General features: G+C 35.0%; 18 protein-coding genes and 1 riboswitch. Of the genes, 7 read left to right on the top strand and 11 right to left on the bottom strand.

Annotated features, from left to right (window positions below; all coding sequences use genetic code 11):
- Window positions 1-19: 19 nt before the first annotated feature.
- Window positions 20-463 carry a VOC family protein gene (locus ACIQXJ_RS19515; RefSeq protein WP_403056656.1) on the bottom strand — a complete coding sequence of 148 codons (444 nt, stop codon included), beginning with the start codon at window positions 461-463 and terminating at the stop codon, window positions 20-22.
- Window positions 464-737: 274 nt separating this feature from the next.
- Between ACIQXJ_RS19515 and ACIQXJ_RS19510 the strand changes: the two genes are divergently transcribed.
- On the top strand, window positions 738-1,043 hold the full coding sequence (locus ACIQXJ_RS19510; protein ID WP_340821855.1) for a YuzC family spore coat inner layer protein: 306 nt from the start codon (window positions 738-740) through the stop codon (window positions 1,041-1,043).
- Window positions 1,044-1,152: 109 nt separating this feature from the next.
- Window positions 1,153-1,254, top strand: a riboswitch (SAM riboswitch).
- Window positions 1,255-1,533: 279 nt separating this feature from the next.
- Window positions 1,534-2,271, top strand: a complete 738-nt coding sequence (locus tag ACIQXJ_RS19505) for a cyclase family protein (RefSeq protein WP_403056653.1) — start codon at window positions 1,534-1,536, stop codon at window positions 2,269-2,271.
- Window positions 2,272-2,344: 73 nt separating this feature from the next.
- Here the strand turns inward: ACIQXJ_RS19505 and ACIQXJ_RS19500 are convergent, their stop codons facing one another.
- Both ACIQXJ_RS19500 and ACIQXJ_RS19495 read right to left on the bottom strand, forming a co-directional pair.
- Window positions 2,345-2,941, bottom strand: coding sequence for a DedA family protein (locus tag ACIQXJ_RS19500; RefSeq protein ID WP_403056650.1), 597 nt, complete (start codon window positions 2,939-2,941; stop codon window positions 2,345-2,347).
- 557 nt (window positions 2,942-3,498) lie between these two features.
- Complete coding sequence (locus tag ACIQXJ_RS19495; RefSeq protein WP_403056647.1) at window positions 3,499-4,269, bottom strand: Cof-type HAD-IIB family hydrolase; 771 nt, start codon at window positions 4,267-4,269, stop codon at window positions 3,499-3,501.
- A 462-nt stretch (window positions 4,270-4,731) separates the two neighbouring features.
- On the opposite strand from ACIQXJ_RS19495, the gene ACIQXJ_RS19490 reads away from it, so the two are divergent.
- Complete coding sequence (locus tag ACIQXJ_RS19490) at window positions 4,732-5,427, top strand: DUF2225 domain-containing protein (protein WP_403056644.1); 696 nt, start codon at window positions 4,732-4,734, stop codon at window positions 5,425-5,427.
- Window positions 5,428-5,448: 21 nt separating this feature from the next.
- A complete protein-coding gene (locus ACIQXJ_RS19485; protein WP_340821849.1) occupies window positions 5,449-5,802 on the top strand; it encodes a hypothetical protein in 354 nt (117 codons plus the stop codon).
- A gap of 71 nt (window positions 5,803-5,873) precedes the next feature.
- Here ACIQXJ_RS19485 and ACIQXJ_RS19480 read toward each other — a convergent pair whose 3' ends face one another.
- Window positions 5,874-6,707, bottom strand: a complete 834-nt coding sequence (locus ACIQXJ_RS19480) for a MerR family transcriptional regulator (RefSeq protein WP_403056641.1) — start codon at window positions 6,705-6,707, stop codon at window positions 5,874-5,876.
- Between the two features lie 84 nt (window positions 6,708-6,791).
- On the opposite strand from ACIQXJ_RS19480, the gene ACIQXJ_RS19475 reads away from it, so the two are divergent.
- Window positions 6,792-7,259: a GNAT family N-acetyltransferase gene (locus ACIQXJ_RS19475; RefSeq protein ID WP_403056638.1), complete on the top strand. Its 468-nt coding sequence runs from the start codon at window positions 6,792-6,794 to the stop codon at window positions 7,257-7,259.
- The gene (locus ACIQXJ_RS19470; protein ID WP_403056635.1) at window positions 7,246-8,580 is read left to right on the top strand and encodes an MATE family efflux transporter; all 1,335 of its coding nucleotides are present in this window, start codon (window positions 7,246-7,248) and stop codon (window positions 8,578-8,580) included. Before ACIQXJ_RS19475 ends, ACIQXJ_RS19470 begins: the two co-directional genes overlap by 14 nt.
- A 234-nt stretch (window positions 8,581-8,814) precedes the next feature.
- Here the strand turns inward: ACIQXJ_RS19470 and ACIQXJ_RS19465 are convergent, their stop codons facing one another.
- Window positions 8,815-9,858, bottom strand: a complete 1,044-nt coding sequence (locus ACIQXJ_RS19465) for an AI-2E family transporter (protein WP_403056632.1) — start codon at window positions 9,856-9,858, stop codon at window positions 8,815-8,817.
- A 453-nt stretch (window positions 9,859-10,311) separates the two neighbouring features.
- On the opposite strand from ACIQXJ_RS19465, the gene ACIQXJ_RS19460 reads away from it, so the two are divergent.
- Window positions 10,312-10,704, top strand: coding sequence for a RidA family protein (locus ACIQXJ_RS19460; RefSeq protein ID WP_403056629.1), 393 nt, complete (start codon window positions 10,312-10,314; stop codon window positions 10,702-10,704).
- 124 nt (window positions 10,705-10,828) lie between these two features.
- Here the strand turns inward: ACIQXJ_RS19460 and ACIQXJ_RS19455 are convergent, their stop codons facing one another.
- The 6 genes from ACIQXJ_RS19455 to ACIQXJ_RS19430 all read right to left on the bottom strand — a co-directional run.
- Complete coding sequence (locus ACIQXJ_RS19455; protein WP_403056626.1) at window positions 10,829-11,437, bottom strand: flavin reductase family protein; 609 nt, start codon at window positions 11,435-11,437, stop codon at window positions 10,829-10,831.
- Between the two features lie 20 nt (window positions 11,438-11,457).
- Window positions 11,458-12,396, bottom strand: coding sequence for a ring-cleaving dioxygenase (locus tag ACIQXJ_RS19450; protein ID WP_403056624.1), 939 nt, complete (start codon window positions 12,394-12,396; stop codon window positions 11,458-11,460).
- A 261-nt stretch (window positions 12,397-12,657) separates the two neighbouring features.
- On the bottom strand, window positions 12,658-13,200 hold the full coding sequence (locus ACIQXJ_RS19445; RefSeq protein WP_403056622.1) for a cupin domain-containing protein: 543 nt from the start codon (window positions 13,198-13,200) through the stop codon (window positions 12,658-12,660).
- Window positions 13,201-13,725: 525 nt separating this feature from the next.
- On the bottom strand, window positions 13,726-14,604 hold the full coding sequence (locus ACIQXJ_RS19440; RefSeq protein ID WP_403056620.1) for a phosphoenolpyruvate carboxykinase (ATP): 879 nt from the start codon (window positions 14,602-14,604) through the stop codon (window positions 13,726-13,728).
- Window positions 14,605-14,612: 8 nt separating this feature from the next.
- The gene (locus tag ACIQXJ_RS19435) at window positions 14,613-14,861 is read right to left on the bottom strand and encodes a PqqD family peptide modification chaperone (RefSeq protein ID WP_403056617.1); all 249 of its coding nucleotides are present in this window, start codon (window positions 14,859-14,861) and stop codon (window positions 14,613-14,615) included.
- A gap of 307 nt (window positions 14,862-15,168) precedes the next feature.
- Window positions 15,169-15,349, bottom strand: a 181-nt coding sequence (locus ACIQXJ_RS19430; RefSeq protein ID WP_403080886.1) for a hypothetical protein, incomplete at its 5' end; no start/stop codon positions are given.

Raw genomic sequence — 15,349 nt, 5'->3', positions numbered from 1 at the left:
ATCAAAGCACGCCTTTAATCTATTCCTTAATAATTAACATATCATTTTCATCGAATTGCCACATATCACCATGTGCAACTTCCCAATAAAAGCCGTTTGGATCTTGGAAATAGCCGCTATAGCCTCCCCAAAACACTGTTTCAGGCTCTTTTACAATATTCGCCCCAGCTTTTTTTGCTAACAAAAATACTTCATCGACTTCTTCTTTAGACTTTCCATTATAGGCAAGTGTAATGCCATTAAAGCCATTGCCTACAGCGGGTGGATTCGCTTCATCAATATCCTTTACTAAGCGCTCAATTGGGAATAAAGATATTTTTGTTCCTGCATTATTGAAAAAAATAACATCTGGATTTGTTTCATCCCCATAGACGACTACTTCAAACCCAAGGCCATCACGATAAAATGCCAACGATTCTACCATATTTTTTACACCCAATGTAATTAAATTTAAACGATTCATCCCATCTGCCCCTTTTCTACATTATCTATTACTTATTCTACTATTTTAGTTAATTTCCCTTTATCTCCACGACCATGGTACACGCTCCATATAAAAGATGACCCTCAACACAAAACATAATGCTGCTACATAAGATACACTAAGATATTAGCTATGGATTGGAGGAATTCTGCTGTATTACAATCCTTATCCGTATTATGTTTATGTAAATCATTATCCAAATTGGGGCATTTCTAATTCGCCTTTACCGCATCATTTGCCGGGACAACTTGCGATGCCCACATCTCCAAACCCTAATCCGTACCCGCCTATTAATACATTGAAGTTGAAGACATCTGCCAAACAAATTCAGCCAATTATGCAGCAGGCCCAATTACTGACAGAGAAAATTGAAGGGTCTGATCAATTTGCACATGATCTTAAGAATGCCGCACAGCTTTCCAAGCAAGATGAAGTGCAAAAACTCATTTCTTCAGCGGGCGTTACGGCGAAGTTTGAAGCGAAATATACGCCAGATAATATTCGAATTGTATTATCAGAAGGTGGGTGCTGTAGTATAGCGGTAATTTTATATTGGTGATAAAGAAGGCTTCTTATTTTTTATAACCGTGCAATCCTATAGAACTTGTAAACTATTTATAATTATGCTAAAGTATTTGGTATTACTATTTCTGAAAATTCATATATTTTTCTTATCAAGAGAGATGGAGGGATTGGCCCTATGAAGTCTCAGCAACCAGTCTTAGGCATGGTGCTAATTCCAATTTGCGAACTTCGCAAAAAGATGAGGAGACTGACTTCAGTTACACGAGGGTCCTCTTCTACAAGTAGGGCTCTTTTTTTATTTTATTTTAAACAAGAGTTAATTTCATAATAGTTTTTATAAGAGAAATCACGAACATTTGAATGGAGCGGAAGCGGAAGGCGGCGACCCATGCGGCTCGGTGCCTGCCTGCAAAAAGCATCCGCCTTTAGCGTAATGATGGGAATAATCATATTTTTTTCTTCAATGTTCGTATTTAATGATGAAATTGATTCACCACTTATCATAAAGAAAGCAGGGAATAAAAATGACAAATGAACTTTTACAAGCATTGCAGCTATTAAAATCTAAGCAATGGGTCGACTTAACACACACATTCGGACCTAACTCGCCTCATTTCTTTATGTTTGAAGATGCCAAATTTGAAACGCTATTTTCGCATAATGACGGCTTCCTTGCTCAACAATTTACGTTTCCCGGGCAATATGGAACACATATCGATCCACCTATCCACTTTGTTTCAGATACACGCTACTTAGACGAATTAGAATTAAAAGAACTTGTCCTACCGCTAATTGTTATTGATAAGTCTAAGGAAGCTGAATTGGACAATGACTTCACGTTACGTGTACAAGATATTTTAGATTTCGAAGCAGAATATGGAGAAATTGAAGCAGGTACATTTGTTGCACTGCGAACTGATTGGAGTAAACGTTGGCCAGATAAGGATTTGTTTAATAATAAAGATAAAGACGGTCATAACCATATTCCAGGTTGGGGATTAGAAGCGTTGCAGTTTTTATTTACAGAACGAAATATCAATGCAATTGGTCACGAAACGTTCGATACAGATTCAGCGGCAGATTTCCGTAAAAACGGTACGCTGGATGGCGAATACTTTGTACTAGATCAGGATACATATCAAATTGAACTAATGACGAATTTAGATAAGCTACCAGCAAAAGGAGCAGTCATTTTCAATATTGTGCCAAAGCCTGAAAAAGCATCTGGATTCCCTGTACGTTCATTTGCGATTTTGCCTTAATTCTATACAAAAATGGTCTGCCTCAAATGCCATTATAAACATTTGTAGCAGACCTACTTTTAACAGGCTGTATTCATTTAATAGTATTTCTTTTTTTAAATAAATAGTACACAATCAGCATTAGTATTATAAATAACAATATTGCGAATAGGCTGTATTGAGATAAATACATACCAACAAAACGCCACTTATTTCCTAGCACTTTCCCTAAAGTAATAAATGTGAAAGTCCATACGATTGCACCTGCATACGCATAAACAGCAAACTTTTTATAAGGATAATTATTAATTGCTGCAATATATGCTGTAAGATGACGAACGCCAGGTATAAAGTATCCAATTAATAATAGTACAGGCCCTATCTTTTCAAACAATTTTTTCGTAAACTCAATTTTTTTTGCAGTTATATGAATTTTCGGCCCATATTTTTGTAATAACGGCAAACCGAATCGACGACCAACAAAGTAGCTGAGAGTGATGCCTCCTGCAGCTCCCACCGCAGCACTTATTAATGCAGGAATATGCTCTAAATTTTCTCGATAAACATTATACCCTACATAGGTTAAAAAAATTTCGTCAGGAAGTGGCAGCCCGACAATCCCTCCAACTAGTATAAGAATAATCCCAAAATACCCGTAATGTTCAATAAGAGATTGCACGTGATGCACCATTTTTTACCCCACCTAAAGCCTTAATTTTCCCATTACCTTAGCTTAACATAAGCCTCTTAAAGTCAATTATTTCCAACAATCACTTTTGCATAGGTTTAATCATTATTGCATGTATATCAATATTGTACAATCATCACAACTTTATTTTTGTTAAATTCAGTTTTCACAAAAAACCCTCTCTACCGTATCTACGTATCTCTTTCAGCGCTAATTTCTATTTATGATGATTCCATATCCCTTACTGTAGCTCAAGTCAAAACGCCTTATTTCATTAGTGACTGATGTGCTGACTAAAAAAACAATACTTACGACAATGGCAACTAGAACATCTACCACAATCATTATCTATAATTTATTCATACAATCTAATAACATTCCTGTCTATCCAACAAAATATAATCAATACTGTGCACATACTATGGCAAAAAGCCATCTATAGCTAGCTAATGTAGACTAATAATCTTTAAATAGACAACAAAAAGAAAAAACGAGAGATATTCTCCAATAGACGTGATTACGATGGCGATATTATTTCATTCTTTATCATATTTATTACCTTAGATAAGCTGTAGCTTACGTAATGCATAATCTATGCCACCCTCATCTGATTTCATCGTGATATAATTAGCGATATTTTTTAATGCGACACTGCCATTTCCCATCGCAATACCATATCCAACTTGCTTTAACATATCAATATCATTATCTCCATCTCCAAAAGCAATTGCCTCTTTCGGAAGTAGGTTGAAATATTTTAGCACTGCTTTAACAGCGATGGACTTTGATACATCGTCTTGTAGCACATTCATAATCGTCGGATGCCATCTTTCAAACTTCAAATGTGGAAATTGTGTTATGTACTTTTTCTCTTCTTGTTCGTCGACATATAAACACATTAAGTAGACTTCCTCGCTTAAAATATTAGTAGTAGGAGGATACTCATCTAAAGATAATGTCTCCTTCATTGCCTTTAGTGTTGCAGGATGGCGAACATTATTCATTGATAGTTGATCAGTGAAAAATGACAGACTATTGTTATTGTCATCAGCAAAAGCTTTTACGCTTTGTACGATTTCTTGTGCGATGGGGATGGTATGGATTAATCGATCACCATGCCGAGTATAAGCACCATTAGCAGTTATAAATGTATCAATCCCTAGTTCTTGCAAATCATGACACATGGATAGTGGTCTTCCTGTTGCAGCAACTAATCGAATACCTTTGTTTCTTAATATTTGTAAAGCGTTCTTCGTACTCCTTTCAATACAACCATTGCCGTAATTGATGAGCGTACCATCCACATCAAAGAAAATAATTTTACAGTCCATTTCAATCTAGCCCCTTTAAATTAAATAGAAAAATATAGTAATTATTATACTTTGAAAATAAAAAAACAATAGCTTTCTACTGCCTAAAATTCCTTATCAATCAACATATTATTGAATAGTAAATTTATCCTATATGTATTATAATAAAACTACTAAAATTTTTTATAAAAATGAGCATTCTAGATATGTCAGACTTAATTTAATAAAGTAAACTAAAACATTTAACTTTTCCCTTTGCACCACCGATAAATACTATTGCCAGTATATTTAAAGCAAGCATTCCCTTTACATAAAAAAATTAATATTTTCTTTTTACTACTTTAATCATATTGAAGGAGTATACCAAAAAACATAGAATTGCTAAAATAGTAGAAAATCCATTAAATATATTGAACGAGTATTCCCCCAATTTAAATAGAACTAAAGAAATGTTAAAAACTCGACACAGAGGAGTTGGTTCATATGGGTTTTAATATTTACTACTACGAAAGTAATGTGGATTGTAAATTTTGCAAAAAACAATATACAACATATAAGGTACGACCAAATCGTTTTAAAATAGTTGAAGAACAAACGGATTTTATGCCTGTTTATGAAGGCTTGAATCCATTACTTTATGAAGTTGCTGTATGCCCGCATTGCGGATATGCTTACCATAAATCGATGACGAGAACGTATGGACCGTTCTTGCTACTGATCGATGAATTGTATATTAAAGAACTACATAAGCCAATGGACATCTGTCGCGAACGCACTATTGACGATGCTATCGTTAGCTATAAATTGGCCTATCTCGTAGCAAAGGCCTCAATGGAAGAGGCACTTTTAATGGCTAATATCGCACTAAAGATAGCTTGGCTGTATCGTTTAAAAAATGAAAGCGAATCTGAAACGCACTACTTATATGCAGCAAGAGACTTTTACAGTAAATCTTTTGCGTCCAATCAAGAAGGTAGCGAACGAATTCAATATTTACATGCCGAATTAAGCCTTCGCCTCGGCGATATTGTAGAAGCCAAAAAAGGCTTCTCGAGATTAATCGCAGATCGCAATGTTTCCAATAAATATCGCAAATTAGCGCGTAATCGTTGGGAAAATTATAAATATGATGAATACCCTAACAATGTCACTGAAAATAAACAAGAAATCATTAAATAATTGAGAAGGGAGAGGAATCGAATGCTGCTGTTCGGAAAAAAAATAGACGCTCGAGAAGAGGATATTTTTTCGGAATTACATCATTTTTTATTAAGAAAAAATAATCGGCACTTAACGAATGATGAAATTGTTGCATTAACAGGCATTTCATCGGACTTACTTTTTAAATGGGTGAAGACAGGAAAATTAAAAACCTCAATCTTCCCTAATCTTGGTGCGCCATGTGAACGATGCGGTAAAATTACACAAGCAAAAATTTGCGTTAACTGTTCCTCATCCATCGTTAATACCTTACAGCAAGAAGAAAAAGATCAAGCATGGTTTAATAAAATTCAACGCAATAATTCAAGAGCTAGCACTTATCATTACAAATAAACCTTTGCACACAAGAATCTACCTCATTGCGTAAGTAGCCGCAACGTCGTAGATTCTCCTTTTTTGCAAGACTACTTTGCCCTTTTGACAATTTCCATCATAATTTTCGTTACATAGTCCTCCTCACGATTTTTAATAACAGCATCATAAATATATTCTTCATACACGTACTGTCCGAGCTCATAGCCGTTTTCATCCATCACCTTAAATAATCGTTCATATGTTTGGCCTAGCGTCGTTGATAATCCTATATGGTAACCAATAATAAAATCTCCTTCAATCGCTTTAAAATAAGGATGCCCTTCTTGAGGATGTGGTTGTTCCATATATAAGTAACAATAATTATCATAGTTACCAGCTAAAACTTGCTCTCTTTTTGTGATGCCCCCAATCGGATAGCCTGTATCAAGCTGCGAGCGATCCAATTCATCGATAAAATCCGAGACAGCCTTTACAAACTGTTCCTCTGTGGAATCTTCGATATTTTTGCTTAAATATAATGTCTCTTCCGGGAAATGCCCGATAGTAATGCTGTCAAAATCTATATGCATCGCTTCTTCTGTTGTCTCGATTTTTACCTCAATAATACTTTCAATCATTTCCAACTCTTGCCGTTTTTTCGCCACAAGTTCCTTTTGCTGACGCATCAAATCTAAAAAATTTTCTGGTGATTTATCTGCCATATACTTTTGAATTTCTTTTAAAGACATACCTAGCGTTTTTAACAATTCAATAACGCTAAAAAAATCATATTGAGCGATGGAATAATAACGATAGTCCTTACTATCTTTCATAATTGGTGATAGAAGGCCAATTTGATCATAGTAAATGAGCGTTTGTTTATTTACCTTACAAAGCTTGGCAAATTCACCTGTTGTAAAATATTTTACGTTTTTATTAAGCATTTTAAGTTTCCTTCCTTGACTATATAGTTACTATATACTTTAGATTGTAGCTATTCACAATAAATTTAGAAAGGTTTTGACATTATGTTCACGGAAATACGTGACATCACAGCTTTAAACAAAGAAGAAGTATTAGCTTTACACATCGCTGACAATCAGCAGGACTTTATTGAAAGTACACAGCAATGCTTAGACGAGGCACAAGAAGATCGACGATTTATTCCAGTTGGTTTGTACAAGGAGGATATCCCGGTAGGCTTCGCAATGTATGGTGTATTTCCTCACGAGGACGATACACAACGCGTTTGGCTAGACCGCTATTTAATTGATGAGCGTTATCAGCATAAAGGGCTTGGAAAGTACTTTTTACAGCAGCTTATCAGTTTCTTACAAACAAAATACAACTGCCAAAAAATATTTTTAAGCGTCTATGACAACAATAAAGTAGCCATTCAGCTCTATAAAAAGTTTGGATTCGCCTTTAACGGTGAACTAGATGAAAAGGGCGAAAAGGTCATGGTAAGAGAGGTAATTACTCATGACGACAATTAATCCAATTGAAACAAGACCGTTAAAGCCACTGTTTTTATCCTACTTATTTCCAGCGATGATTGGTATGCTACTCATGTCAGTAAACATTTTAGTTGATGGTATATTTGTCAGTCATGGGGTTGGCCCAACTGCTCTAGCAGGTGTCAATATTGCTGTTCCAATTTTCTCCATCTTATTATCAATTTCTCTGTGGATTGGTATGGGAGGTGCCACTTTGTACTCCATTTCACTTGGAGAAGGCAATAAAAAACGAGCACATCAGATTTTCACACTCTCATTTACAACGATGCTTGCAGTAGTTTTAACGTTGGTGCTATTACTTTTAGTAAACTTAAAGGAAATTGCCTATATATTTGGGGCAAGTGATGTTACTTATCCTTATGTGCAAGAATACTTGCATGTGATTTTGATATTTGGTGTCTTTTACACAATTGAAAACTTATTAAGTATTTTTATTCGCAATGATGGAAATCCAAAGCTCGCAATGATGGGCTTAATCACTACATCCATTTTAAATATATTATTAAACTACGTATTTATTTTCGTGCTCCATTACGGTGTAAAAGGTTGCGCTTTAGCTACAGCAATCTCTACAATCATTGGCATGTCGGTGCTATGTCTCCATTTCTTCAGAAAACAGTCTGAATTAAAATTTGTATCTTCATTTTTCAGCCTATCCGATTTAAAGAAAATATTTGCCATTGGTTTACCAAGCTTTATCGTAGAAGCTTCTATGGCGATTATCGTTATTTTATATAATGTATCATTTTTGCACTACCTTGGCGCAAACGGTGTAACAGCATATGCAATGGTTAACTATATTCATACAGTATTATTAACTGTATTCCTAGGTATTGGTATGGCTCTACAACCTCTTGTCAGCTACCACCATGGTGCCAGATTAACAAAGCGTTTAACAGCGCTATTGAAAATTGGCTTAGCGACTGCTCTTATTCTAGGATTAAGCATTGCCATTATTGCTATGCTATTCCCTTCACAGTTAATAGCGTTATTCGGCGATAGTACATTTGAAATTCGCCATATAGCAACCCAAGGATTTGTTCAATTTGCAATTGGCTATGTCTTCTTAGGCTTAAACATGGTACTTGCAGAGTTTTTCCAATCTATTGAAAAAATTCGCCTTGCAACAACTATTATGTTACTTCGCAGTATTATTTTATTTATTCCAGCGCTCTTATTGCTACCTAAATTCCTAGGAGCACAAGCAATTTGGTGGACTTTCCCCGTCGCTGAAAGTATTACTGCATTGCTGATTTTCTTATATATCAGAAGAAAGCCACGTGCGGTTTTTTCAAACTAAGCGGGAATACAAAAATAATATCTACTGCCGTTGATTTCTGCTACGTGCGGGCGCTTTTCGCGGCGCATCGTAAGCCGCATCCCTCGCTAACACGCGGAGTGCAGGTGTCTTACATTCTGTGCTGTTCAGAGCAGGAGTCGCCGCCCACTGCTCCAATTAACTAGGAAATTGTTTGAGTGCCTGGCACCCAAAAAAGGAAGCATACGCATAAAGCGATGCTTCCTTTTTTTGATTTTACTTATTTACTTTTATAGCTACAGATTGTTTAGGTTCTCCCTCAGTGGACGTAACACCTAGAACATCGAGCAGGAACATAAACAACGGAATCCCGATAATTAGCCCCCATACCCCGAGAAATTGCTCAGAGAAAAGGATTACGATAAATGTATAAAAAATAGGAAGATTCGTTTTGGCAGACATAAGCTTTGGATTTAAGAAATATGCCTCGATCGCATGTAGCACAACTACAATAATAAGAATGTAGACAATGTACATCGGGCCACCAATACTATAGGCAATAATGCTAAGCGGAAACAATGAAATAATAACCCCTGCTACAGGAATTAAACCTAAGATGAAAAGCATTATTCCGAGTGCAATTAAATGCGGGAAGCCCATGATTGAGAGTGCTATAACAGATAAAACACAATTCACAGCAGCAATTATAAATTGCGCTTCAATTACTTTACCAAAAGAACGAATAAATATTTTAGAGAAATACGTTAACTCATCGTAAAGCGGACCAATTTTACTATCTTTAAATTTTGCAGTAAATTCAATAATTCGTTTCTTCTCCAGAAGAATGAACAAACTCAAAATAAGTGCAATGAAAACGTGCAAAATGACTTTACCAATGTTCGTTAAATTTTTAAGCGTTATGTCTACGCCTTGCTCCAAATATTTACCGAGTTCAATCTTCTCAAATGTCGGAGCTAAATATCTCGCAATCTCGTTATCATTCGGGTTGAGATTAAAAGCTGCAATCAAATCAAAAAGCTGTGTAATCTGTTGGGTCACAACTGGCAAATACTTATAAATGACAGCAATAATCCCGGCAACAAGTAGCAGATAAAGCGTAACTATCATCGCTTTTTCATTGATTGGCGCAATACGTCTAAACTCTTTAGTCGCCTTAGTAGAGAGCTCATTCATTAAGTAGGTCATAATGAATGTGAGAAGAATAAGGTTAATCATACTGCGCATTAAATATAATGCAACAGCGATCCCAGCTAGAATAATAAAACGTTTAAATCCATTACTTCGAAAAAAATTACTCATGCATTCGCTCCTTCCACAAAACAGCTTCGCCTCAACTGCCAACTTACAAAATACGATAATATTAAGCAAGCAGACAACATATTAGTTATCAATATATATAATTTTCATGTCATTATTTGAGCTTAAGGGATAGAAGATTATTTCTATTACCCCATAAAATATAACAATATGGCGTTATCTTGCTCATAACAATCCTTAATCCAAGAGTAAATCCATATACAATAGATTTTTTACTCTTTTCGAATTAATATGAAAGACAATACTATTAATCATAGTGTATTGAAAGCTATACTAGCGTTAAAGCCTGAATTTTATTAATTCTATTATAACCCTATAAACTGCGATATCAAAAGTAACTTCTTTGGTAAACAGCATCTAAATAACGTTTTTATGTTAATTTTCGTACGATATTTTAGAAGTTTCACTAAATTCGTCTAGATAAGGATTGATTAAATGAAAATCTCAAGAAATCCCAAGGAAATTCATCAACCTGTTGCTCCTTACGTTCACCAGATTGAAATAACGGGTCCAAATAAATGGCTAACATTATCAGGTCAAATAGGGATGACAGTGGATGGCACTGTGCCTGAAAATCCAATCGCTCAATTGAAATTAGCACTTAACAATATTAAAAAAAATCTTGAAAGTGCTAGCATGACTGTTGATGATTTAACAAAAGTGGTTTTTTACTTAGTTGGGGATTTTGATTCAACAGAAAGAAAAGAAGTGATGAATGACTTTTTTGGCGATCACGTCCCATGTATGACGATGTTGTATGTAGTAGCACTTGCTGCGCCAGCATTCAAGGTAGAGATTGATGCTTGGGCATGTCAGGAAATGAAATAATAGAGGTAATTGGACGTTGAATTTAACCGATCAAGGAGGATAATTGCTCATGAATGGAGGTACGTTGATTTCTCGTACGCTCCATTCACAAGCGTATTTTCTTTTATCGAATTTTTCGATCTGACTATTTAGGACGTTCTATTTCAAAAAGATCTCCTATTTTAGCATAACTCGATCCAGCAAGCCTGCTAACTGCCTTTAGTGCTCTTGGATCTATCTTTCCTTCACAATAAATCGCGTCATCTAAATGAAATTGTACGACCTCACCGATAAATAAATCACCTGTCTGCTCATTCCCATTTAGTAAGGGGATTGTCTGTACTAAGCGACACTCCATTCGAACTTTCGCCTCTTTAATACCAGGAACGTTAATACAATGACTGTCTATAACTGTAAAGTTGGCTTTTTCAATTTCACTTTCAGTTACAGGCAAAGTAGCCGCTGTTTCATTAACCTGGCTAACATTATCTTCATCTACAATATGCACAACAAATTGCCCTTGATACTGAATATGACGAGCAGTATCTTTTAAGTACCCTTTCGATCTTTGAATTGCTAAAGAAATCATCGGCGGGTTTGATGATACGATATTGAAATAACTAAACGGTGCGCCATTAATAACACCTTGCTCTGACTTTGTCGTCACAAAAGCAATAGGTCTCGGAATAATACTACCAGTTAATAATTTATAGTTTTCACGTTCTGTATTTTTCTTAGGATCAATCGAAATCAAAAGATTCGTCCCCCTTTTTATCAATCTACCGACCGAACTTTAATTGGTATTAATGTTCTTTCCAGTTGTTCACGATGTTGCTCATACTGCAATGGTAACATTAATTGACTACCCATTGTTTCAAGTGTTTCATCATGTGCGAATCCTGGTGGATCTGTCGCAATTTCAAATAAAATTTCACCTGCTTCACGGAAATAAATAGCGTTAAAATAATTACGATCCTTTACTTCCGTTACATGTTGCCCACGATTCATTACATACTCTTGCCACTCTAAGTGATCTGCATTGTCCTTTGCTCTCCAAGCAATATGATGCACTGTTCCGACACCCATTTGACCACGTATGCCCGGTACAGTTTTTAAGTCAATAATATTTCCGATATCGGCACTTGATTGAAAGCGTACATATTCGCCTTCTGTTGCTATTTTTTCAAGCCCCATTACATCTGTTAATACATTCTCGGTTTCTTGTGGACGGCTTGAATAAAGTGTTGCGCCACCAAAGCCTTTGATTGCAACCTCTGGTGTAACCTCGCCAAATGTCCAATTATTTAATTCGCCTTCTGCACGTGCAACTAATTCAATATGAAGTCCATGTGGATCATCAAATTGAACGACTTGCTCTCCAAAGCGTTCGGCTTTTTTGAATGGAATAGAAAATTTCGCAAGCCGATTAATCCAAAAAGGCAATGCCCCCTCTGGTACCACATATGTTGTAACGCCAACTTGCCCATCACCGATGCGTCCTTTATAAGCGTTTGCCCATGGGAAAAATGTAATAATGGTACCTGGTTTCCCAGCATTGTTACCAAAATAAAGATGATATGTTCCTGGGTCGTCAAAGTTGACCGTTTGTTTTACTAAACGTAAACCTAAAATTCCTGTATAAAAATCAACATTCTCCTGTGGATGCCCAACAATTGCTGTGATATGGTGTATACCTTCTGTATGTTTGCTCATAAGACGATTCTCCTTCGTAAATAATTTATTGTTTACTCTTGTTTATATTTTCTAACTATGTGCTACTTCAAACTGCTAACAAAAAACAATTCGTAAAGCTTCGTTATTATCTCGAATTAATTTATCTTGAATTCGAGATAATTATAACACGTTATTTTTTATTTCGTCAATCGTCCTGCTAACAATTGTTTTTCTTGGCATAAAAAAAGCAAAGTTGCAATACATCAACAACTCTGCCTATCATTCATAATTTATTATTTGCTAATGACCATAACCCTCTTCTGCTGCCACTGCATCTGCTTTCGTAGCATGAACAGTTCCGAATGGGTGGTTAGGAGGAGCATAGATTGAAAACAGCTTTAATGGTCCATTTCCTATATTGGTTACATTGTGCCATGTTCCAGCAGGTACCACGATGGCATAATCATCATGAATATTTCTAGTAAAGCTTAAATGATCTTTACTAGCACCCATTTGAGCAACCCCCTGCCCTTGTTCAATATATAAAAACTGATCGACATGTGGATGCATTTCTAAACCAATATCCTCCCCAACATTGAGGCTCATGACCGTAATTTGCATATGATTCCCTGTCCATATAGCAGTGCGGTACATATTGTTGAGCTTAGTTGCCTCCTCCATATCAACAACTAAAGGTTTTTGTCCAAAATCGGTTGTCATTTGATTGTGATTACCATAGCCAGCTTGATTAGGAAGTACTACCTCATGAGGAACTGGCCATTGAATAGGCTGATTGCCATAGCTATACATTGGTACATTTACATAATAAGGAACATAGTACATTTTCTCAATCCTCTCACAGATTATAAAATTATCCTATGCTTCTGTTTGATGAAATGTCCCCCCGTTGTAGGAAGTAAGCAAAGCTACAGTTCTATCTGAGCAAGATAGTTCGAGAACTTGTTTGCTTGGAAATAGGAGAAAAAATAACCTATTATTACGTCCCCAAAAGCTGAACCCAATAAATAATCAAATAAATAGGAAGTGCTATTGAAGTAAGTAAATACATTACCATTTCGCCCTTGGACAGCTTTCTTTGCCATTTCGTTAGTTTCAGTTGTCTTTGATAAATAAAACTTGAAAGTAATATTATTATAAAAGTTACACCTTTTACGTTCTCTATAAAGAGATGCATCTCATTTATCTCATTCTCCTCCTTTATTTTTCAAAAGATACGGTAATATATTAAATGTCTATAAAACCAAAATTAGAATCTATTTTTCGCAAATTAGATTTATGTCTTTATTTTAGAAATAAAAAAGAGCATTGGGAAATTCATCATCCAATGCTTTATATCTGTTTTACTAATTAATTTAAGCATTTATCCTCAATGCTCCGTAATATCTGAGAGCTAACATTAAGGTCGCGAATATTCAATCTCATAGACGTCGTATTTAAGTTTCTAAAAATCTTTAATACTGTTTTAAAGGGGTTATCAGATAAACAAGCTTGATTACTAATTAATTCAAAAAAATCATATGGATTATCTACTAGTTCAGTTTGCTTGTCTACGAAAAATATTGAATCTATTTTACTTACATTGTCATAATATTTCCAACCTGGAACGTCACTAATATGAATTAACTCTGTTGTTAATCCAATGTTTTCAATGTGGAAAGTTGGCATTTCGCTAGGAAGTTTCTCTACTATCTTTTTAAATTTATCTTGATAATACTCTTTTGTAGTATTTCTAAGACCTATAGGTTTTTTAAAAGGGAGAATCTCTCCTGTTTCATTATCAATTACTAATAAGTCATCACTAATTAAAAGGTGACCATATTCCAGTAATTCCATAATTAATGTTGTCTTACCCGAACGGCTCGGACCAAAAATAGCGATTGTTTTATTATTAACTCTAATTGCACATCCATGGAAAAATGAATACTTCTTTCTAAAAAAGGGGACTGTGATTGGAGGTAGAAATGTAGCCTCATCAACCCATCTTTCAAGTGAATTTTCATTAGATCCGTGTAGAATTACTAGTTTATCATTAGATAACATATCACTAACCATTATGTTATAAGAAGAACGATTATCAATTTTAATATAATAATCAATAGATGTTGCTTGATAATCTACATACTCTTTATAAATATAAACTAATTGCTTTAGTAAATAAGAATCGTTACATTTTATATTTATTACATCACCGAAAAAGTTAAAATTTATCTTTAAACTCTCCACCATCTATCGACTCACTCATCACTCTCTAACATATTGTCAAAGTCTCTAATTGTTAACTCAACTTGATTTTCAAAATCTCTAACTTCATTTTCAGGAATTGAGTATTCTTTCATTAACTTATTTTTTATTTCTTCGAGTGATGTTCCATTAATATGCATTTTAATTATTGTTGATGCCGTTTCATTTAAAAATACTGGATCTTTTCCATCAATATCTACTACTGCTGTATTTCCAGTTTCAATATACTCATACTTTTCCATATTAATCCCTCACTTTTTTATTATATAGGCTGTATTAAAGGCGTTTCGCTCTTGCACTAGTCAATACACAAAATCAACAATAACCTTTAACACAGCCATTTCTTAATAACATTAATTTCTTGTAAGCTCCCTATGGTGATCACTACTGCTGCTTGCATATAGTGAAGTTTCAATTGACGACATCCTATTATCAAACTTTTTAACTGATAAAGTTTTTATTTCAGGACTGATCCATTTCTTCATTTGATCACCTCAATTAAATCAACTAATTTTACAAACAAAGTTCTACTTCATTTAGGATGTAAAACTAGTTGCGTGTTAACTCCCCACGGTGTCCTCCGCTTGCGTATAGAGCTGATTCGATTGATAAAATTTTATTATCGAACTTTGTGATTTGTAGCGCGTCCATTTTTGGGCTAATCCATTTTTTCATGTCATTCACCTCCCCTTTAAATGTTAGTAATATTAGTTGCGTGTTAACTCCCCAC

The sequence above is a fragment of the Lysinibacillus sp. NPDC097868 genome, from assembly GCF_044761135.1.
Lineage (GTDB): Bacteria > Bacillota > Bacilli > Bacillales_A > Planococcaceae > Lysinibacillus.
Note: the sequence above shows the minus strand (reverse complement) of the source record. Positions and strands in the feature narration are given on the sequence as shown.